Source organism: Luteipulveratus mongoliensis (assembly GCF_001190945.1).
Classification (GTDB): Bacteria; Actinomycetota; Actinomycetes; order Actinomycetales; family Dermatophilaceae; genus Luteipulveratus; species Luteipulveratus mongoliensis.
On sequence record NZ_CP011112.1, the window covers coordinates 2,239,637 to 2,260,291 of the forward strand.

General features: G+C 69.0%; 20 protein-coding genes. 13 read left to right on the forward strand and 7 right to left on the reverse strand.

Annotated elements, in window-relative coordinates; translation table 11 throughout:
* Positions 1-49 precede the first annotated feature (49 nt).
* From VV02_RS10715 to VV02_RS10725, 3 genes are all read left to right on the forward strand, one after another.
* A complete protein-coding gene (locus VV02_RS10715) occupies positions 50-784 on the forward strand; it encodes a ComF family protein (RefSeq protein WP_157063361.1) in 735 nt (244 codons plus the stop codon).
* A gap of 172 nt (positions 785-956) precedes the next feature.
* Complete coding sequence (gene hpf, locus VV02_RS10720) at positions 957-1,682, forward strand: ribosome hibernation-promoting factor, HPF/YfiA family (protein WP_083450071.1); 726 nt, start codon at positions 957-959, stop codon at positions 1,680-1,682.
* Between the two features lie 55 nt (positions 1,683-1,737).
* Positions 1,738-2,433: a response regulator gene (locus VV02_RS10725; protein ID WP_245633049.1), complete on the forward strand. Its 696-nt coding sequence runs from the start codon at positions 1,738-1,740 to the stop codon at positions 2,431-2,433.
* 22 nt (positions 2,434-2,455) lie between these two features.
* Here VV02_RS10725 and VV02_RS10730 read toward each other — a convergent pair whose 3' ends face one another.
* Entirely contained in the window at positions 2,456-4,768 is a 2,313-nt protein-coding gene (locus VV02_RS10730; protein WP_052591552.1) for a GNAT family N-acetyltransferase, read from the reverse strand.
* A gap of 112 nt (positions 4,769-4,880) precedes the next feature.
* Between VV02_RS10730 and VV02_RS10735 the strand changes: the two genes are divergently transcribed.
* The 3 genes from VV02_RS10735 to secA all read left to right on the forward strand — a co-directional run bounded on the left by VV02_RS10735 (position 4,881) and on the right by secA (position 9,363).
* Positions 4,881-5,378, forward strand: coding sequence for a SigE family RNA polymerase sigma factor (locus tag VV02_RS10735; RefSeq protein WP_052591553.1), 498 nt, complete (start codon positions 4,881-4,883; stop codon positions 5,376-5,378).
* 2 nt (positions 5,379-5,380) lie between these two features.
* Entirely contained in the window at positions 5,381-6,415 is a 1,035-nt protein-coding gene (locus VV02_RS10740; protein WP_052591554.1) for a hypothetical protein, read from the forward strand.
* A gap of 179 nt (positions 6,416-6,594) precedes the next feature.
* Entirely contained in the window at positions 6,595-9,363 is a 2,769-nt protein-coding gene (secA, locus tag VV02_RS10745; RefSeq protein ID WP_052596831.1) for a preprotein translocase subunit SecA, read from the forward strand.
* Between the two features lie 69 nt (positions 9,364-9,432).
* Here the strand turns inward: secA and VV02_RS10750 are convergent, their stop codons facing one another.
* On the reverse strand, positions 9,433-9,990 hold the full coding sequence (locus VV02_RS10750; RefSeq protein WP_052591555.1) for an Rv3235 family protein: 558 nt from the start codon (positions 9,988-9,990) through the stop codon (positions 9,433-9,435).
* Complete coding sequence (locus tag VV02_RS10755) at positions 9,987-10,814, reverse strand: LysM peptidoglycan-binding domain-containing protein (RefSeq protein WP_052591556.1); 828 nt, start codon at positions 10,812-10,814, stop codon at positions 9,987-9,989. The genes VV02_RS10750 and VV02_RS10755 overlap by 4 nt, the downstream gene beginning before the upstream one ends.
* Positions 10,815-10,939: 125 nt before the next feature.
* On the opposite strand from VV02_RS10755, the gene VV02_RS10760 reads away from it, so the two are divergent.
* Positions 10,940-11,482, forward strand: coding sequence for a hypothetical protein (locus VV02_RS10760; protein WP_052591557.1), 543 nt, complete (start codon positions 10,940-10,942; stop codon positions 11,480-11,482).
* A gap of 3 nt (positions 11,483-11,485) precedes the next feature.
* On the opposite strand, the gene VV02_RS10765 is transcribed toward VV02_RS10760, so the two are convergent.
* Positions 11,486-11,707, reverse strand: a complete 222-nt coding sequence (locus VV02_RS10765) for a helix-turn-helix domain-containing protein (protein WP_052591558.1) — start codon at positions 11,705-11,707, stop codon at positions 11,486-11,488.
* A 181-nt stretch (positions 11,708-11,888) separates the two neighbouring features.
* On the opposite strand from VV02_RS10765, the gene VV02_RS10770 reads away from it, so the two are divergent.
* From VV02_RS10770 to VV02_RS10790, 5 genes are read left to right on the forward strand one after another with little or no spacing between them, the layout of a single operon-like run.
* The gene (locus tag VV02_RS10770) at positions 11,889-12,581 is read left to right on the forward strand and encodes an SAF domain-containing protein (RefSeq protein ID WP_169787673.1); all 693 of its coding nucleotides are present in this window, start codon (positions 11,889-11,891) and stop codon (positions 12,579-12,581) included.
* Entirely contained in the window at positions 12,578-14,011 is a 1,434-nt protein-coding gene (locus tag VV02_RS27335; protein ID WP_052591560.1) for a CpaE/TadZ family protein, read from the forward strand. The genes VV02_RS10770 and VV02_RS27335 overlap by 4 nt, the downstream gene beginning before the upstream one ends.
* A 19-nt stretch (positions 14,012-14,030) precedes the next feature.
* Positions 14,031-15,452 (forward strand): WS/DGAT/MGAT family O-acyltransferase, encoded by a 1,422-nt coding sequence (locus tag VV02_RS10780; RefSeq protein WP_052596832.1) that lies wholly within the window; start codon positions 14,031-14,033, stop codon positions 15,450-15,452.
* Positions 15,449-15,871: a DUF6912 family protein gene (locus tag VV02_RS10785; protein ID WP_052591561.1), complete on the forward strand. Its 423-nt coding sequence runs from the start codon at positions 15,449-15,451 to the stop codon at positions 15,869-15,871. The genes VV02_RS10780 and VV02_RS10785 overlap by 4 nt, the downstream gene beginning before the upstream one ends.
* Positions 15,871-16,944 carry a nucleotidyltransferase domain-containing protein gene (locus VV02_RS10790; protein WP_052591562.1) on the forward strand — a complete coding sequence of 358 codons (1,074 nt, stop codon included), beginning with the start codon at positions 15,871-15,873 and terminating at the stop codon, positions 16,942-16,944. Before VV02_RS10785 ends, VV02_RS10790 begins: the two co-directional genes overlap by 1 nt.
* Here VV02_RS10790 and VV02_RS10795 read toward each other — a convergent pair.
* Positions 16,917-17,744: an alpha/beta fold hydrolase gene (locus tag VV02_RS10795; RefSeq protein ID WP_157063363.1), complete on the reverse strand. Its 828-nt coding sequence runs from the start codon at positions 17,742-17,744 to the stop codon at positions 16,917-16,919. The genes VV02_RS10790 and VV02_RS10795 overlap by 28 nt on opposite strands.
* Before the next feature lie 128 nt (positions 17,745-17,872).
* On the opposite strand from VV02_RS10795, the gene pruA reads away from it, so the two are divergent.
* Positions 17,873-19,501, forward strand: a complete 1,629-nt coding sequence (gene pruA / locus VV02_RS10800; protein WP_052591564.1) for an L-glutamate gamma-semialdehyde dehydrogenase — start codon at positions 17,873-17,875, stop codon at positions 19,499-19,501.
* 1 nt (position 19,502) lies between these two features.
* Here pruA and VV02_RS10805 read toward each other — a convergent pair whose 3' ends face one another.
* Together VV02_RS10805 and VV02_RS10810 are read right to left on the reverse strand one after the other, a co-directional pair.
* Positions 19,503-20,000, reverse strand: coding sequence for a DUF2505 domain-containing protein (locus tag VV02_RS10805; protein ID WP_052591565.1), 498 nt, complete (start codon positions 19,998-20,000; stop codon positions 19,503-19,505).
* On the reverse strand, positions 19,997-20,596 hold the full coding sequence (locus VV02_RS10810; protein ID WP_052591566.1) for a hypothetical protein: 600 nt from the start codon (positions 20,594-20,596) through the stop codon (positions 19,997-19,999). The genes VV02_RS10805 and VV02_RS10810 overlap by 4 nt, the downstream gene beginning before the upstream one ends.
* Between the last annotated feature and the right edge of the window lie 59 nt (positions 20,597-20,655).

A 20,655-nucleotide genomic window follows, 5' to 3' on the forward strand; every position in this document is an offset into this window, starting at 1 on the left:
TCGAGTGCCGGACCTGCCGGATCGTGGCCGGCGCTGGTCCGATGGGCGCATGACTGCTGCACATGCACTGCTCGACCTGGTGCTGCCGCGACGCTGCGCAGGTTGTGACGCACCGGGGGACGGGTGGTGCGCCGACTGCCGGGACGAGGTGGCGAGGCGTCGTCGTGGCCCGGCTCGGCCGACGCGCCCGTCGCCCGCCCCGGACGGATTCCCACCCACCTGGGCGATGACGACGTACGAGGACCCGGTGCGCCGAGCCATCGTGGAGCACAAGGACTCTGGTCGTGCCGATCTGGTGCCGTTGCTCGCTGCCTGGTGGCGCGATGCAGCGGCGGGAGCCCTATCAGGCGACCCGCACGCCTGTGCGGCCCTGGGGCAGGCGCCAGTGTTCGTGGTCCCTGCGCCGTCCTCGGGGAGCGCGAGGCGGCAGCGCGGGCGAGACCCGTGGGCTGAGGTCACCAGAGCGGCCGTCGCGGGAGTGTCCACGCTGTCCTTCCATCGTTGCTTGACGCAGGTGCGGCGAGTCGCAGACCAGTCCGGGCTGGACGCAGCCGCGCGATGGGACAACCTGCATGCCGCGATGGCTGTCCGCGATCCGGGACCTCTGAGAGGGGCGGTGTGCCTGGTGAGCGATGACGTCCTGACCAGCGGCGCCACCCTCACGGAGGCCTCTCGAGCGCTCTACGCCGCCGGTGCGAGGCACGTCTGCGCGGCGGTGCTGGCGGCCACGCAGCGACGTCCGCGGACTACCCGTGGACTCCAGGCACCGGGTCGTCTACCGTGACGGGATGGAGCACCTGCTGCACTCAGCGCAGCGCCTGGTCCGTCGAGCCGCGAGCGGTTCCGCGCCAGGAGTGCCCGACGAGCACCAGACATCGTGGACTGGGGTGATGCCGTTCAGCGAAGGGGCCTGACCGCCCTGTTCTCTCGAATCGTTCATCCCCAGGAGGTAGTCCATGGAGATCACTGTCACGGGACGGCACGCCACGATTGCGGACAGGTTCCGCCGCCACATCGAGGACAAGCTGTCGAAGATCCCTCAGCTCGACCCGAGGGTCACCCGATGTGAAGTCGTTCTGTCGCATGAGTCGAACCCGCGCCAGGCGAAGGCCTCCGAACGGATCGAGATCACCTGCTACGCCAGACGTACGGTGATCAGGGGTGAGGCTTCGGCCGACGACGAGTTCGCTGCGCTGGACCTGGCCATGAACCGGATCCTGGAGCGCCTGCGCCGCCAGCACGACAAGCGTCGCGTGCACCGTGGACGGCACCAACCCAAGTCCGTCGCACAGGCCACTGCTGACCTCCCCACCCACGCTCTCGGCAGCGCCGAGGAGGGCGAGGCGTCGCAGGCGGCACTGCCGGAGCACATCGCCAAGGTCGGCGGCGACGAGGACTGCCCGGTCCAGCTGCGCGAAAAGGTGCACAACACCGAGCCGATGACCGTTGACGTGGCCCTGAGCCAGATGGAGCTGGTCGGCCACGACTTCTACCTCTACGAGGACGCTGAGACCGGCAAGGCCAGCGTCGTCTATCGTCGGCGTGGCTGGTCCTACGGTGTGATCCACCTCGAGGTCGAGCGCGCCGCTGGCACCACTTCCGACGAGGTATCCGTGCGACGCCCACAGAACGGTCCGGATACGGTCCCGGGCCGAGCAGCAGCCAAGGCTGAGTCCGCCTGAGCCACGCCTTCCACCGGGGCGGGCTCACCTGCTCCGGTGGAAGGAGGCGCCCAACGTGACCCAAGACATCCGCGTCGTGGTGATCGACGACTACGGCATCTACCGGCGCGGCATCGGCACCGTCCTGGAACTCGAGCCGGACATCACCGTGGTCGGTGAGGCGGAGAGCGCCGAGGATGCGCTGCCCCTCGTCCGTGACCTCAAGCCGGACGTGATCCTGCTGGATATCTATCTGCCCGGCGAGAGCGGTATCGCGGTCTGCCAACGACTCAAGACCCTCTCGCCCAGCTCTCAGATCCTGATGCTGACGGCCTCGGACGTCGACGCCGACCTGGTGGCAGCCATCAAGGCCGGCGCCACCGGTTACCTGCTCAAGGACGTCGGCCCCGACGAGCTGGCCGACGGCATCCGGGCCGTACGCAGTGGGCAGGCCTTGCTGTCGCCGTCTTTGGCGTCCGTCCTGCTCGGTGAGTTCGCCCAGCTCGTCCGCAACGAGCCTGCACCGTCAGCGGCCGTTCCCACGCCCATGCCGTCGCTGACCGAGCGCGAGCGCGAGGTTCTCGCCCTGGTCGCTCGCGGGTGGAGCAACCGCACGGTTGCCGACGAGCTCTACATCTCCGAGAACACCGTCAAGAACCACATGCGCAGCATTCTCGACAAGCTCCAACTGGGGTCACGGATGGAGGCCGCGATGTACGCCGTCCGCAACAAGCTCGTCGATGACCCGGCGGACGGAGCCGACGCCGGATGACCAGAACGACGCGGAGACTGGGTCAGGATTGATCCGCCCACTCGGTCGCGAGAAGGTCGAACCGGCGCAGGTCGACGTAGGAGCCGTCGCCGAGAGGCTCGGCCAGCCGGTCTGTCCCGACCTGGGTGAAGCCGAACCGCCGCGGCACCCGCGCCGAGACCTCGTTGCCCGCGGCGACGTTGAGGCTGAGTCGTCGTAGGCCAAGACCACCGGCGTCGACAGGGGTCAGCGCGTGCATGATCGCGAGACGGGTCGCCTCGGTCGCCACTCCCTTGCCACGGGCGTCCGGCGAGACCCAGTAGCCGATCTCGGCCACCGTGGGGTCGAGGCCGCTCATGCCCATCAGCGCCAGGGAGCCGAGGGCCTCATCAGTGTCCGGGTCGGCGATGCACCAGCACAGGGTCCGACCTGACCGCGCGCCCTCGTTGATGTTCTTGATGTACGCCCGTGCCGACGCCAGGGTGTACGGATCTGGCAGGTCCGCCAGCCAGTGCCGGGTCACCGGATCGGTGCAGGCAGCCACGATCCGCTCGCTGTCGCCGTCGCGCCACGGGCGCAGTCCTAGACCTTCGCCGTCGAGAACAGGAACCGTGATGCCGGCGCGCTCAGGCGGATCGGCGTCGTCGTGCTCTGCGCGCCAGTCGTCCACGAGCAGCTCGAAGTACGCCCCGTCGGACAGCGACCCGTCGGCACGGGCGTAGGACTGATGGTCCTCGCCCCAACGGTGAAAACCGTTGCCCTCCAACAACTTCTGCGAGGCGACGTTTTCCAGATCGGTGTCGGCGTGCACGCGATGTAGACCGAGGCCGTCCAGCTCGACCGGCGTGAAGGCATGCTCGAGAACGGGCGGGATGGCCTCCTGGAGATAGCCGTTGCCGCGCGCGTCGGCGTACAGCCAGTAGCCCAGCTCGCCGTCGCCGGGCGTGCCGGCGCTGAGCCCGAACAGCAGGATGCAACCCAGTGGCTCGCCAGTCTTCCGGTCGGCGATGCACCAGCTCAGGTCGCCGAGATCCTGCAGCCGGCCACGGCGCTCGAGCCAGGGGTCGTACGTCGATGCGCTCGGCTGAGCGCCGGCCGGCATGAACCGCAGCGAGTCGCGGTCCAGGTCCTGGTCGCCGCGGGGCCGGTCCTGCGGCGTCCATGGGCGGAGGCGGAGCCGCTCGGTGTCCAGCACCGGGATGACGCCGGGTTCGATGGTCTGAGCGACCCGGTCGTCGGTGTCGAGCAGCTCGAACGAGATGGCCCCGGTCGGCGGGCGGTCGTCGTGCGCGATCGCGGCTCGCTCGGTGCAGACCTGGCGGAAGCCGGCACGGCGGAGGGCTCGTTGGGAGGCGCGGTTGCCCTCGTCCGTGCCTGCCCACAGCCGGTGCAGCCCCAGGCCGCTGTGCCCGGCGTCATCAGTGCGCGGTGCGAAGGCGTGCTCGATGACCAGGTCGAGCGCATCCTGGATCGCGCCGCGACCGCGGCCGTGGGGGTGCAGCCAGTAGCCGACGACCCCCGTGCCCCTGGTGAACGGGATGTGCAGCTGTGCGAGCTGGATGCCTCCGAGCGATTCGTCGGTCTGTGCGTCGGCGATGCACCAGTAGACGCCTTGGCCGTCCGCCATCCGGTTGAGGCGGATCTGCCGCCACTCCTCGAAACCGTCCGGAGTGGGCTGCTTGCCGCCGTTGTAGAGCTCGGACGCCTTGTCCGGGTGACTTGGAGGTACGTCTTCCGCTCGCCATGGGCGGATCCGAATGTGTTCGGACTCAAGGACCTCGGGCTCCCACCATGGGTGGCGAGGCGTGCGCGGCTCGCCCTTGTGGAGCTGGCCGAGCCACATGTCGTCCACATGGCCGGACGGGATCGCGTGCATGCCACGCCAGAGCCCCTCGACCGCGAAGCCGTTGGCCCACGCGACGCGTCGTGACGCCAGGTTGCCGACCGCAGCCCGCCAGCCCATCGTCTCGACGCCGTCGTGCTCGAAGGCCCAGCCGAGCACGAGGCGCAGCGCGTGCGACATGACCCCAGCTCCGCGGGAGTCCACGTGGAGGCCGTAGCCGACCTCAGCCGTACCGCCGCCCTTGAGTCGGTAGTTGATGGTCCCGGCGTACCGACCGCCGACCTCGACCGCCCAGAAGCGGGCGTCGCCGTCCTCCCAGGCGCCACGAATGATCTCGAGGAAGGCGAGGGCATGCGAGTCGTCGTACGGCAGCGGCACGCTCGTCCAACGCTGGAAACGGGCGTCGTTGATCTGCTCCACGATCCTGCTGACGTCGTCCACGTGATGGGCGCGCAGCTGGACCACGTCATCGGCGAGGACGGGTACGACGCCGGGGAAGGTCGCGGGGGCCATGTGCACACCCAAGCAATCAGGTCCCGTCCGCTCAAGCGAGTTGCGCCGCTGGCTCAACCAATCTCGCTCGTGCTGCGTCGGGAGGTCATGATCATGGGATGGGGGAGGTGCGATGCGACCTGCTGATGAGGACTCGTTCGTCGCGTTCGTGGAGGCGTCGTCGCCGCGGCTGCTGCGCTTGGCCTGGCTGACCTGTGGGGACCCGCACCTGGCTCAGGAGCTGCTCCAGGAGACGTACGAACGCGTTTACGTGAAGTGGGGCAAGGCCAGTGTCGCCAACCCGACGGCGTACACCCGGCGCGTCCTGATGAACCTCACCACCGACCGATGGCGTCGACGCCGCAAGGAGACGCTGTCGATCGACGGCACCCTCCCCGAGGTCGCCGGTGCCGATGAGCACGGTCGAGCCGAGGACCGCGACCTGCTCATGCGGCTGCTGCGCGCCCTCCCACCGCGTGAGCGACAGATCGTTGTCCTGCGCCACTACGACGACCTCTCCGAGCGTGAGGTCGCCGACGCCCTGGGTATCAGCCTGGGCACCGTGAAGAGCTCGACCTCGCGCGGCCTTGCCACGATGCGCGCCGCGCTGACCCAGATGCAGGAGGCCTGACCATGCCGTTCACACCTGACGACACCGACCTGGCCACGCTGGTCCGCGAGGCGCCCGCCCCTGACATGGCGATCGACCTCGACCGCATCCGGTCCGGTGGGCAGCGCCGCCAGCGCCGTCGCCGGGTGTCGTACCTCGGGTCCGGTATCTGTGTCGCTGTAGTCCTCCTGGTCGCGGCAGGCCTCGCGCTGAACGTCGACCGAGCCAAGGAAGTCCGTCCGGCGGCCCCCAGCGTGGTGACGACTGTTGACGGTTGGCGCGCCGCGGTTCGTCTGATCCCTCAGCCGAGCGACCCCGAGCCGCCGCTCATCCAGGTCAGATCGATCAGAGGCATCCTCAGTGTTCGCTCGCTATCAGCGGAGCAGGGGACGCCAGTCGTGTGGACGGCGGAACGACGACCCTCCTCGGAGGACGTCGTCTTCCGTGACGGCACGCGAACCTTGGTTGCGAGCGTGTACCCGAAGGGTTCCCAGGAGCCTCGACTCATTGCACCCGACCGAGGCAATGCCACGTGGGCATCCCAGGTTCTCGCGGTTCCAGGGGCCGTGCTCTCCATACGTTCCACGGCGTCATCAGTAGCTGCGGCCGGGGTCGGCACAGCCTGGACCTTCCGGCGTGACAGTGGGCTCGTAGCCATGCCAGGCGGTCGAGCTGCACGTGAGGCATCGGCACGCGGCGTAGGTGTGTGGGGCAGCGAGTCCGCTGCGGCCTGGGGGGTGGACTGGGAAGGTCAGCACCTGTCCGCATCGAACGAGCCGGAGGTCGCGCTCCGTGGCGTGGCGGCAGGTGCCGACGAGCGCTCGTGGCGCCTGATCGTTGCGGCCCGGGTCCTCGCGGACCAGACGAACCCGAGCCTGAGCGCGCCTCCCGGCGCGACACCGGTGGGTCCTGGCACGGTCTCAGGACCTATCGACAGCGCAGGCACTCGAGTCGTTGTCCGGACCTTCACGGTCATGGAGAAGGCGGCACTGGTTGCACCGGTCAGGCTGGAGTTCGCGCAGGACGGTCGGCCAGGAGCGTTCGCGACGTTGCGCTGATTCGAGCGCATCCTGCGGACCGGGAACCATGGTCTGGCGTGACACGCTGGAACGAACGACTACCCTAGATGGGTCTGTCCTGTGTGCAGCGTCACCATGGCGTGTGCACAGGCAGTCCATCGGTAGTCATGGCGTACGCCGACCGCGTCGCCACCGAGAACGTTGACCAGGAGTCCTGCGTGCCCAAGATCGTCGAGAAGGTACTGCGTGCTGGCGAGGGCCGGCTGCTCAAGAAGCTGGAGGGCATCGCCGCTCAGGTCAACATCCTCGAGGAGGACTTCCAAAAGCTCACTGATGCCGAGCTGAAGGCTGAGACCGCTTCGTTCAGGAAGCGGCTCAAGGAGGGCGAGACGCTGGACGACCTCCTGCCGGAGGCGTTCGCCGCCGTCCGTGAGGCCAGCGTCCGCACCATCGGCAAGCGTCACTTCGACGTCCAGCTCCAGGGTGGCGCGGCGCTCCACCTCGGCAACGTGGCGGAGATGAAGACCGGTGAGGGCAAGACGCTCGTCGCGACCCTGCCGTCCTACCTCAACGCGTTGTCCGGCAAGGGCGTCCACGTCGTGACGACCAACGACTACCTCGCCGAGTACCAGTCGGAGCTGATGGGTCGCGTGCACCGCGCCCTCGGCCTGGAGACCGGCGTGATCCTGTCGGCCATGACCCCGGAGCAGCGTCGGGTCGAGTACCGCAAGGACATCACCTACGGCACCAACAACGAGTTCGGCTTCGACTACCTGCGCGACAACATGGCGTGGTCCAAGGACGAGCTGGTCCAGCGCGGTCACAACTTCGCGATCGTCGACGAGGTCGACTCGATCCTGATCGACGAGGCCCGTACGCCCCTGATCATCAGCGGTCCCGCGGACGAGGCGACCAAGTGGTACGTCGAGTTCGCCAAGATCGTCGATCACCTGACCCGGGCGAAGAAGGACAAGGACAACAAGGTCATCGCCGGCACGGGTGACTACGAGGTCGACGAGAAGAAGAAGACGGTCGGTCTGCTCGAGTCGGGCATCGAGAAGGTCGAGGACCTGCTCGGCATCGACAACCTCTACGAGGCGCACAACACGCCGCTGATCGGCTACCTCAACAACGCGATCAAGGCCAAAGAGCTGTTCAAGCGCGACAAGGACTACGTCGCGATGAACGACGAGATCCTCATCGTCGACGAGCACACCGGCCGCATGCTGTCGGGCCGTCGCTACAACGAGGGCATGCACCAGGCCATCGAGGCGAAGGAGGGTGTCGAGATCCAGAACGAGAACCAGACGCTCGCCACCGTCACACTGCAGAACTACTTCCGCATGTACGACAAGCTCTCCGGCATGACCGGTACGGCCCAGACCGAGGCCGCCGAGCTCTACCAGATCTACAAGCTGGGCGTCGTCAGCATCCCCACCAACAAGCCGATGATCCGCAAGGACCAGGCCGACCTCGTCTACCGGACCGAGGAAGCCAAGTTCCACGCCGTGGTCGAGGACATCGTCGCCCGCCACAAGGAGGGCCAGCCGATCCTGGTCGGCACGACGAGCGTCGAGAAGAGCGAGCGCCTGTCCGAGCAGCTCAAGCGCAAGGGCATCCCGCACGAGGTCCTCAACGCCAAGCAGCACGAGCGTGAGGCCGCGATCGTGGCCCAGGCCGGCCGCAAGGGCGCCGTCACTGTCTCGACCAACATGGCTGGTCGAGGCACCGACATCATGCTCGGTGGCAACCCCGAGTTCATGGCGGTCGCAGCACTGAAGAACAAGGGCCTGGACCCGGTGGAGACGCCGGAGGAGTACGAAGCGCAGTGGGACGAGGCGATGGCCAAGGCTGAGAAGTCCGTGGCCAAGGCGCACGACGAGATCCAGGAGGTCGGCGGCCTCTACGTCCTGGGCACCGAGCGGCACGAGTCGCGCCGTATCGACAACCAGCTGCGCGGTCGTGCCGGCCGTCAGGGTGACCCGGGCGAGAGCCGCTTCTACCTGTCGCTGCAGGACGACCTCATGCGGCTGTTCAACGCGGCCATGGTCGACCGGTTCATGCAGACCGCCAAGATCGAGGACGAGGTCCCGATCGAGTCCAAGATGGTCAGCCGCTCCATCCAGAGCGCGCAGAGCCAGGTCGAGTCGCAGAACTTCGAGATCCGCAAGAACGTCCTGAAGTATGACGACGTCCTCAACCGCCAGCGCGAGGTCATCTACGACGAGCGTCGCCGGGTGCTGGAGGGCGAGGACCTCGAGCCCCAGATGCGGCACTTCGTCAACGACACGGTCGACGCCTACGTCGACGGTGCGGCTGAGGTGGGCTTTGCTGACGACTGGGACCTCGACAAGCTGTGGGAGGCCCTGGCCGAGCTGTACCCGGTCTCGATCTCGGTCGACGAGCTTGAGCAGGAAGTCGGCGGTCGCGCCGGTCTGACGGCCGACATCCTCACCGAGGAGTTGCGCTCGGACGCCCAGCACGCCTACGACGCCCGTGAGACCGATCTCGGCGACCGGGTGTCCCGCGAGGTGGAGCGCCGCGTCGTGCTGTCGGTCCTGGACCGCAAGTGGCGTGAGCACCTCTACGAGATGGACTACCTCAAGGAGGGCATCCACCTGCGCCAGATGGCCCAGCGTGACCCCTTGGTGGAGTATCAGCGCGAGGGCTTCCAGATGTTCGACGCGATGAACGACGCGATCAAGGAGGAGTCGATCCAGTACTTCTTCAACGTCGAGGTCGACCCGGCCGAGGTCGAGTCGTCGCTTCCCGCGAGCAAGCCCAAGATGCACCTCACCGCTCCTGGCGAGGACGGTCTGGCCCACGAGCACGACATCGACGAGCACGGTCGCGTGCTCGAGGAGGACGCGAGTCTGCCTCGGCGCGAGCGTCGCGCCCGCGCCAAGGCGGACAAGTCCTCGGCGACGGCGCCGGCCACCCGCTCGGCGAGCAAGAACAAGCAGAAGGCCAAGGCCAAGCGCCGCTGACCCGACGCGACGAAGGCCGGCACCCGTCAGGGTTGCCGGCCTTTGTCGTACCCGCTTCGTCGGACGCGGTCAGCCGATGACCAGCTCGGTCATCAGCCAGCGACCGTCCACGCCGTTGAGTCGCAGCGCGACCGCCCGCAGCCGGCCGTCCAGCAGCACCAGCGCGGACGCCTCGACCACTCCGTCAGAGGGTTCGGTCACGCGCACCCGACGTACCTGAGGGCGGTCGACCGGCCGGCGCCCTCGCCGCTGAGCAACCTTGTGCCGCCTCGCAACTCGCTCATGTACATCAATCGTCATCCAGCGCGTGAGCTGCTGCGGAGTCCGTACGCCGACGCTGCACTCCAGCGCCGCCAGCAGCACCTGATGGGCCCAGGCGAGCGGGTCGGGCAAATCGGTACGGGAGGTGGCCTGCGGTCCGAACTCGGGATCCTCACCGCGGCCACGGAAGTCGACCGCGAGGCTGCCCTGGACGTACGCCGGGATCGCCTCGGGACGTCGTACGCCGCGGCGCGCGTCGGCGTACAGGTCTCGCACCGTCTCCTCGTCCAGGGCCGGTGGCTCGAGCGTAGGCGCCGGGCGGAGGGTGACGGGTCGCGGGCAGGTGCGCAGGGCGGCAGCACTCATCGGACGGCTCCTTCGGGGATCCGCAGGGTCAGGCCGATCTGCAGGAGGTTGGGGTCGTCGCCGATCTCGGCGCGGTTGGCGTCGTACCACCGCGGCCAATCCTGCGCGATGCGAGCCGGGTCCGCGTCGCTGCCGAGATGGCGCTCGACCAGCGACCAGAGGTCGTCGCCACGATGGACGACCACGGTGTCGGAGTCACTGTCCGAGGGACAACCAGCGAGCAGATGTACGTGCTCGGCGCCACGGGCGCGGACCGGCGTCGGCCGATCCGGCGTCCAGCCGGGGACGGGCGCTTGGGGAGCGCATCCGGGTGGCTGCGTCATGTCGGTCTTGCCGAAGGACGGGACGGGCGCGGGCGCAGGCGGCTCGCCGAGGCCGAAGGACGGGACCGGTGCTGAGGCGACGACAACGGAGGCGGCGGGCGCGTCCGGCGCGGGCTGAGCGTGCGCCGCTCCGGATCCCAACGCGGTGACCGCCAGCAGCAGACCGGACACCCGCAGCGCGAGATCGGGAGCCAGTCGCCAGGCGAGCGGATCGGAGTACGCCGGTCGCCTGGGGCGGAGCAGGTCGTGGGCGCAGGCGGAGAGCAGCACGACACACCACAGCAGCGCGAGCACCAGGACGAGGAGCGCGAGCACGGTGACCGCATCGCTGGTCTGCACCGTGGGGCGGGTCGCCAGGCCGCGCAGAAGGGCCTGCAGCGCGCGAGCTGCCGCAAGGGCGAGCACGAGCAGGCCGCCGGCGCCGAGCAGACCGAGAAGGCCCGCTCGCCACCGGTGCGATGTCGAAGGGTCACCCGTGAGATGGCCAGGTGAAGTGCTCATCGATCCCCCAGTGCAGTCAGATGGTGTTTCCTGATGACGTTGATTGCACAGTAATGACGTTTAGTGACGTTTGTCTACCGTTGCCGTCACCTCTGTCGTGCTGACCGTCCGCATAGGATCCGGCTGTGCGCTGGCAGGACCTGTTCGCCGATCTCGAGGGACAGCTGCGTCATGCCGAGCAGCGGGACCGCATCGCAGAGGTCGCTGACCGCACCCGACGAGAGCGCGCCACGGTGGCGTGGACGGACCGCGCGGCCGTCTCGGTCGGCTCGTCGATCACGGTCGTCACCGCAGCGGGACCAGTCGTCGGCGTGCTGGAGGACCTCGGCGAGGACTGGCTGCTGCTGGAGGAGACCGGTCGGCGTACGGCGCTGGTCCCGACCGCATCTGTCCTGAGCCTCGTCGGCTTGGCGCAGCAGTCGGACGGGCACCGTGGTTTCGGTCGACGTTTCGGCCTGAGCGTCGCGCTGCGCGCGGTGAGTCGGGACCGGGCGCCGGTGGTGGTGCACGACGTCGCTGGGAGCGCGACGAGCGGCACGATCGACCGGGTGGGCGCGGACTACTTCGACCTGGCCGAGCACCCGGCCGATGTCGTACGCCGGCCCGGCTCGATCACCGGTGAGCGCACCGTGACCTTCGCAGCCCTGGCCGTGCTGCGACGGGCCTGATCCTCAGGCCTCGACGTCGTCGTCGACCAGCTCGTTGTTCTCGACCTGGCGACGGGTCTGGGCATAGGCCCGTTCGATGTAGCTCTCGAGCTCGGCGCTCTCGACCCGCCAGCTGTTGCCGACCTTGATCGCCGGCAGCTCGCCGCTCTTGACGAGGCTGTAGGCCTGCCGGGCAGAGATGTTCAACGTCTCGGCGACGTCGGCGATCTGCACAAAGCGAGGCACGGGCTGCTCCTGGTCTTCTCGGGTCCGCCCAGCCTAGAGCGACCTGACGCGGCTCGGCGTACCCGCCTGTGGATATCGCCGGCCGTCGTCCTGACCAACTCCTTACCCTGTGGGCCAACCGTCCGCGCGCCGGCCAGGACACCATGTGGTGCCGCTCCGTGCGACTCAACAAGGAGGACCCGTGGGGGAGACACGTTCGGGCAGGGGAGAGACGGCGCTGCCGCGACCCGCTGCTCAACGACTGCAGAAGCCGTCATGGCGGGACAGTCGGCTAGTGATCGGCGTCCTGCTCATCGTGCTGGCCACGGTCGGCGGGGCGACGGTGATCCAACGCTTCGACAACTCGGTCGAGGTGCTGCAGGCCTCCCGGTCCTTGGTGCCAGGCCAGCCGATCACCAAGGACGACGTACGCACGGTGCGGGTTCGCATCGATCGGGCCGGGAGCACCTACGTCTCGGCCACTCGTGCCCTGCCGACCGGCCGCCTGGTCCGTGAGGTCCGTCCGGGCGAGCTCCTGCCGCGGTCGGCGATCGGATCGCCCGCGCAGGTCGAGGTGAAGGCTGTGTCGGTGCGCATCGACCCGTCGTTGGCCGCTGCCCTCGTACCCGGCTCGATCGTCGACGTGTGGGTCAGCGCCAAGCGGGATGTGGCCGGCGCGGCCACCTATGCCAAGCCGACCCGGATGATCGAGCGTGCGGTGGTCTCGCGCGTCCCGGCGGACGACGGACGCTTCGGCATCGGGTCCGGACAGGACGCGGCCGTGCACGTGCTCGTGCCCAAGGACCGAGTGGCCGCCGTCATCGGAGCGGTCAACACCGAGGCCAAGGTCACCCTCGTCCCGACCGCCGACTCCCCGCTGCGGAAGTCGTCGTGACGGTCACCGTCCTCACCGGCGTGTCCGCCGCGCTCGAGGCCGAGGTCGCCACACGGCTCGAGCTGGCTCCTGACCTGCGTCTCGTACGCCGGTGCCCGGACGTGGAGGACCTCCTCGCCGCAGGTGCCGCCCAGGTCGCGCAGACGGCCGTGGTCGGAGCCGACCTGCCGGGCCTGGACCGCACCGTGGTCGCTGACCTTCGGGCGGCGGGCTGCTGGGTGGCAGGCGTGCATCGAGCGGGCGACGAGGCCGAGCAGCGCCATCTGCGCCAGCTCGGCGTCGAACGCCTGGTGGCGTTGGACGGTCTCCCTGGCGACTGGGCAGACGCCCTCACCCCGACATCCGAGGTGTCCGAGCAGGACGCGGGTCTGGCACAAGCGCACGAGACCGATCTGGATGACGCGATCAGCCGCGAGCTGCTCGGTGGGCCGATCGGCCCGATCCTGCGCGCGAGCGGAGGCCCGCCCACGGGCGCCGCAGCCACGACACCCGGCGCCGCGTCGGTCATGGGGCCGCCGGCGCCGTTGCCCGCCGCGCACTGGGCGGGCGACGTCGGCCCGCCCGAGGCGCCTCGGAACGAGCGCGCGCTGATCGTCGTCTGGGGGCCGGCAGGCGCCCCGGGCCGGACGACCGTTGCGGTCAACCTGGCGGCAGAGATCGCCAGGCTTGGGCGCAGCGTCGTGCTGGTCGACGCCGACACCTACGGAGCGTCCGTGGCTCAGCACCTTGCGCTGCTCGACGAGGCGCCCGGGGTGGCCGCAGCCACGAGGCTCGCCGACGCGGGGGCCCTGGATCTGCCGCGGCTGGCCGGGATCGCACCGGAAGCAGCGCCCGGTCTGCGGGTGCTGACCGGCCTACCGCGCCCCGACCGGTGGACCGAGCTACGCGAGGACGCGTTCGCCGAGGTCCTGCGCCAGTGTCGCCGCCTCGCCGAGGTCACCGTCGTCGATGTCGGGTTCTGCCTCGAAGAAGACGAAGAGCTCAGCTACGACACCCGGGCTCCTCGCCGCAACGCCACGACGACGGCCGCACTGCGGGAAGCCACCGAGGTGCTGGCCGTAGGCGCGGCGGACCCTGTCGGGCTGCAGCGCCTGGTCCGCGGGCTCGATGACCTCAAGTCCTTCACCAGCACCCCACGTGTCGTGGTGACCAAGGTGCGCGCATCCGCAGTGGGCGGCTCGCCCGACCGCCGGATCGCTGAGGCTCTGGACCGATTCGCGGGCGTCCGGGACGTCGTCACCGTGCCGGATGATCGGCCCGCCCTCGACAGCGCCATGCTGGCCGGGCGCACCCTTGCCGAGGCCGCGCCCAGCTCGCCCGCACGACGGGCGCTGGCCGAGCTGGCGGGCGTCCTGCTCGGCGTCGATGTGGTGCTGCGTCGCAGAGTGCCGCTCAGGTCACGGCGCGCGGCACGCGCGACATCGGGGTGACGATGGCAGGATGACGCGCGTGGCCGAACGTATGAGCTCGCTGGATGCATCCTTCCTCTACCTGGAGGATCGCAACACGCCGATGCATGTCGGCAGCGTGCTCATCTTCAAGCCCGCGGACGACGGGTTCGACTACGACCGCCTCGTCAGCCTGGTCACCAACCGGATCGCCTATGTCCCGCGCTACCGGCAGCGGGTGCGAGAGATCCCGGGACGGCTGCTCAACCCGGTCTGGATCGACGACGCCGACTTCGACGTGACCTATCACGTACGCCGCTCGGCGCTGCCTCGTCCCGGCACCCTCGCGCAGCTCGAGGAATTCGTTGGCCGGATCGAGGCCCGCGCCCTCGACCGCAAGCGCCCGCTCTGGGAGCTCTACCTCGTCGAGGGGCTCGAGGACGGCCGGTTCGCGATCGTCACCAAGACCCACCAGGCGCTGGTCGACGGCGTGCACGCCATCGACATCGGCCAGGTCATCGTCGACTCCGACGTCGAGACGGCCGACCCCGTCCCACACAGCTGGCGGGCGGCACGCGAGCCCAGCAGCGTCGAGCTCGTCGCCCAGGCGGCCATCGACGTCGTACGCCGACCCGCTCACGTGCTCGATGGCGTCCGGTCCGGACTACTCGATGCCACCAAGGTCGCCGGCCGCGCCGCCTCCGTGGTCGGTGGCGTCGCTCAGACAGTCGCCCGTTCGGCCGCGCTGCCCGCACCGTCGAGCCCACTCAACCGTGATGTCGGCGCGCATCGCCGGTTCGTCATGGTCGAGACGGATCTTAAGGATTACCAACGCATTCGGCGCCGGGTCGCCAAGTCGCGGGGTGCCGTCGACATCACCGTGCACGACGTCATCCTGGCCACAGTGACCGGTGGTCTGAGGGCCTGGCTGCTCACGCGTGGCGAGTCGATGACGACGGGTGAGACGGTGCGCGCGATGGTGCCCGTCAGCACGCACGTCGTCGAGGGTGACCGACCGACCGAGCAGGTCGTGCCGTCCTTCGTCGACCTCCCCGTCGGCGAGTCGCGGCCGACGATGCGGCTCCACCAGGTGGCCTACGCCATGCACCAGCAGATCGAGAGCGGTCAGGGGGTCTCCGCAAGCACGCTCGCCGGACTCGCCGGCTTCGCGCCGCCGACCCTGCACTCATTGGGTGCCCGGCTCGGCAGTGCGATGTCGCGCCGGCTGTTCAACGTGGTCATCACCAACGTGCCCGGTCCGCAGCAGCCGCTCTACGCGGCGGACGCACTGATGACCGCGTCCCACCCGGTGATCCCTCTGGCCAAGGGGCAGGCGCTCGCCATCGGGCTGACGTCGTACGACGGAGGCGTCTACTTCGGTCTCAACGCGGACCGGGACGCGATGCCCGACGTGGACGTGCTCGGCCAGTGCCTGATCGACGCGCTCGAAGAGCTGCGCGAGGACAAGGAGGTCTTGGCATGAAGACGATGGTCCGGGTCTACCTGCCTGTGACGCCGGCGGATCTTGAGGCGCTGTCGGAGACCAACCGGCTGCCCGGCGAGCGGCAAGACGCCTACGCCGTCACCGAGAAGGTCCGCCGCGACCAGCCGACCGAGGACCCGGAGGTCCTGGAGTTCGGAGCCTTGCAGGACGCGGCCATGGCCAGCGGTGCGAGCAGTGACCGCATCCTGGTGGCCGCCGCGGACATGCACCCAGGGGTGGTGCGCGAGCCGGACGAAGGAATCGAGACCGCTGTGTCGGTCGAGGGCATCGTGGAGCTGCAGCGCGTCGTCAGCCTGCACCTGGGCGATCCTGGCGACGACGGCACCGGCGACGATGATGTCGAGCTGTCCTGGTACGACGTGACTGAGCTGGATCAGGTCCGCGCCGAGCTCGGCTGATGCAAGCAATCGAGCTCGCGCGGCGCGTCAAGCGCGGTTGGACGGCGCCGGTCGACGTCGCCTTCTTCTCGTATGAACCGATGCCGGACGATGGGCGTCGCCGTGATCTGCCCGGCAGTGCCCGCCGCGCGGTGCGGCAGACGCAGCTCCGCAACGTCTGGCACTCGATCCGAGGCAACGATCTCGAGACGGACGCGCAGACCCTTGCCACGCGCCGCGAGCAAACGCATCCGGTCTCGGTTGAGGAACCTTGGCAAGACCTCGTCGATAGGGCCGGTTCGGACGGCGCCACGCCCTTTCCTCTGTCGCTCGAGGAGTCGGTCGAGCTCGCGAGACGTGTTGTGAATGAACGGTTTCCGGATGTCGTGGCGGCTTGGCTCGGGGGCAGCGTGGTGCGGGGCAACGCGACGGCGACCTCCGATTTGGACATCACGGTCCTGCTCGACGGTTCGCCCGCACCGTTCCGCGAGTCGCTGATCGAGCAGGGCCTGCCGGTCGAGCTCTTCGTCCAGACGCCCGCATCGCTGACGCACTACCGGACCAAGGATCAACAACGTCGGCAGCCGACGATGGCTCGCCTGGTCGCAGAGTCGGTGATCCTGGTCGGCGGCAAGCGCGCAGAGAAGTTGCGCGCGGAGTGTGCCGCCGAGGTCGCAGCGGGACCAAGACCGTTGTCCCAGAACGAGATTGACGCCCAGCGCTACGCCCTGACCTGCCTGGTCGACGACCTGGTGGGAAGCGTCGAGCCGATGGAGAGAAGCGTGCTCGCCTACGAGGCGTGGGACGCCTCGGCGCGGCTGTTGCTGGGGCTCGAAGGACGATGGCAGGGCAGCGGCAAGGGGCTGCAGCGCGCGCTCAGTGACTGGCACAGAGACGTCGACATGATCGGCGACGAGGACGCCCACTCGCGGAGCGAGGAGTACGAGACCGCCATGGTTGGCCACTACCTCTTCATGACACTCTTCGGCATCGGGGACGCCCCAGCCGGCGTGATCCAGGCCGCAGATGGGGTGCTGAGCCGTTGCGGCGGAAGGCTTTTCGAGGGTTACCGGCTCGGCGGCGAGGCGGGCTGATCCAGCGCCTCCGCGAGGAAGGGGTCGACCACAGAGTGGTAGCCCTCGGGGTTGTCGAAGCGGACGAAGTGTCCCGCGTCAGCGACCTTCGCCACGCGAATCGCTGGATTGCTGATGTCGGACACCATGCGCAGCGACTCGTCATTGACGGTGTTGTCGTCCTGGTCGCCGGTGACCAGGAGAGTCGGCACGGTCAGAGCAGCGGCCACGTCGGCCCACGGAGTTCGTGCGACGCACTGTCCGGTGTGCTTGAGCAAGGGATCGATCTGCGTCGTGGAGGTCGCCCAGCTGCGTAACAGCTCGTCCGACCAGGCCGGGTGCTCCTTGCGCAAGGCAGCGACCGCTTCTTCGAAGTCATCACGGAACTCCTGCGCCCACTCCTGGGCAGGGTGCTCGTCACGCCAGCCCTTGGCACGTTCGAGCGGCATCCACGCCGGGTCCTCCAGCACCAGCGCGCCGATGAGGTCGGGTCGTTCGGCCCCGACTCCGGCCGCGACGCCTGCACCCATGGAGTGCCCCACCAGCACGTTCTTCGAATCGCCTTGTGCAGCAAGAGATTCCAGAATCCGTACGACGTCAGCGATCATGATCGGCGCAGCCGTCGGCTTGGCCTGCTCGATCGTGAGGCGGGGTGAGCCGCCGTGGCCGCGGGCATCCGGGACGACGAGGCGATAGCCGGCCCACCGTCGTACGGCATCGGCCCACACCGCGCCCGAGGCGAGGAATCCGTGCAGCAGCACGACCGTCGGGCCGGGCTCGCCGTGGACAGAGATCGACAGGTCTGTGGGCTCCGTTGCCATGCCGGTCACCCTAGGCAGCGTCGTCGCGGAGCGGACACCGGCTGGCGCGGACCATGGTGATGGCCATGCCACGATGGGGTGTCCCACACCTGGACGCCGAAGTCGTCGCCCGAAGGAGCCTCTTACCCATGGACGCTGTCACTCAGGTCCCCACCCCGCTGAACGAGACTGTTCTCGAGTACGCGCCCGGCAGTGCCGAGCGCGCGAGCCTCGAGGTCGCCCTGGCCGAGCTGGGCTCGACCCCGGTCGATCTGCCCCACACGATCGGCGGCAAGCGGGTCATGGGCGGAGGGCGCGCGGTGGCCGTCCGCCAGCCGCACGCGCACAAGAAGGTCCTGGGCACGCTCAAGAACGCCACCGTCACCGACGCGCAGGCTGCGGTCGACGCTGCGAAGGCTGCGGCTCCCGGCTGGCGCGCGCTGTCGTTCGACGACCGCGCCGCGATCCTGCTCAAGGCGGCTGACCTGCTCGCCGGCCCGTGGCGTGCGCGCCTCAACGCGGCGACGATGCTGGGCCAGTCCAAGACGGCGTACCAGGCCGAGATCGATGCGGCGTGCGAGCTGATCGACTTCTGGCGCTTCAACGTCCACTTCGCCCGGCAGGTGCTGGCCGAGCAGCCGGTCGCCAACTCGCGTGGTGTGTGGAACCGCACCGACCACCGCCCGCTCGAGGGCTTCGTCTACGCGATCACGCCGTTCAACTTCACCGCGATCGCTGGCAACCTGCCGACCGCGCCGGCGCTCATGGGCAACACCGTCGTCTGGAAGCCCTCGCCGACCCAGCAGCGCGCGGCCCAGCTGACCATGGAGCTGCTCGAGGCCGCTGGCCTGCCGCCGGGTGTCATCAACATGGTCACGGGAGATGGCATCAACGTCTCCAAGGTCGCGCTGAACGACCCCGACCTGGCCGGCATCCACTTCACCGGCTCGACCGCGACCTTCCAGCACCTGTGGCAGGAGGTCGGCTCCAACCTGCAGAAGTACCGCACGTACCCGCGACTCGTGGGCGAGACCGGCGGCAAGGACTTCATCCTGGCGCACCCCTCCGCGGACCCAGATGTGTTGCGAACAGCCATGATTCGCGGTGCGTTCGAGTTCCAAGGGCAGAAGTGCTCGGCGGCTTCACGCGCCTATGTGCCGCAGTCGCTGTGGCGCAAGATCAAGAAGGACCTCGTCTCGCTGACCGAGGGCATCACCCAGGGTGACGTCACCGACCTGTCCAACTTCATGGGCGCGGTCATCGACTCGCGGGCGTTCGCCAAGCACAAGGAAGCGCTCGACATGGCGCACGCGCACGCCGACATCGACGTGATCGCGGGCGGCACGTACGACGACTCGGTCGGCTACTTCGTGCGGCCGACGGTGCTTGAGGTGAGCAACCCTGAGAACCAGGTCTTCTCGACCGAGTACTTCGGTCCGATCCTTGCGGTGCACGTCTTCCCAGACCGGCAGTACGACAAGGTGCTGGACCAGATGGAGTCCTTCGCGCCGTACGCCCTCACCGGCTCGATCATCGCCCAGGACCGGGCGGTCGTCGCGGACGCGATGGCACGGCTGCGCTACGCCGCGGGCAACTTCTACATCAACGACAAGCCGACGGGTGCGGTCGTCGGGCAGCAGCCGTTCGGTGGTGCGCGCGGATCAGGCACCAACGACAAGGCGGGCGCCGCGCAGAACCTCGTGCGCTGGACGAGCACCCGCTCGATCAAGGAGACGTTCGTCCCGCCGACGGACTACACCTACCCGCACCAGGCCTAGGTCAACCGGCGTTTGCGAGCCACTCGCGGCCGACCGCCGCCTCTGAGCTCGCTGCGGCCTTGATGACCGGGGCGACAGCCTTCTCGACCCGGCCGCCGAACAGCGGGATACGCGCTTTGACATCACCGTCGATGACGATGCGCGTCCCGCTGCCTTCGGGACGTGAGACGGCGCGGCCCTCCATCCCGACCGGCTGACCCTTCATCACCACCTGGATCGTGGCCTCGCGCGATCCGTCGCCGCGGTCAGGGCCCCAGGTCTGGGTCTCGGTGATGGTGACGGTCCGGCCGACGACGGCCCGCAGCTGCTCGGGGACGCCGTCGGTCGCCATCTCGCGCGTGGCCACGATGACCGTCCGGTCACCGTCCGCGGTCACGCTCGTCTGGTACGACGCGGCGCCGGCTTCCTTGCACTTGCGGTCCTGGAAGTCCTTGCTCGCGGTCATCGCCCATACCTCGGCAGGCGGTGCGTCGTAGGTCCAGTCGACAGTGATCTTCATGACCGCAGGGTAGCCACGGCAACCTTCTGGAGCCGGTGTTCGGCGCGCACGACACGGCCGAGCAGCTGATCGACCGCCGTCGCGTCGGTCGGCTCACCCGCCGTGTCCTGCGGGGGAGCGGTCTGCAGCCGGACCAGTCGCGCAGCCTCGTCGCGCACGACGTCGGACTGCTTGGTGAGCGCCTTGGCCAGCCGGCTCAACGCGTGACTCAGCTCGTCGCCGCCGGATCGCAGCCGTTCGTCCTCGACCTGCGCGGCGATCTCGTCGACGACGCCCCGGATCTGCCGTAGCTCACCGGCCGCGGTCTGGGTGCTGATCGGGTTGCCGGGTACGCGTCCGGCCCGGATGGCGTGCGCGAGCCGCCGCGATGCGCGGGCGGGCGCGAGGTCGTACGCCGTGCTCGCGCTCGGCAGGAGGCCGTGGGACCGGCCCTCGACCAGCTCGTCGTGCCAGGTCAGAAGTGCCTCCGCGAGGCGCTCGACGGCCTCGTCGACGACATCTGCGGTCTCGGTCTCGGCCGGCTCCACCTGCACCGCGAGGAGCCGAGGAACGACACCCGCGACGCGGGTCGCGAGCAACGCAGGCGATGAGGTCACAGTCGCACCATAAACGCCTGACGGCCTCGCGGCCATGGTCACCCACAGGCACCGCCCGG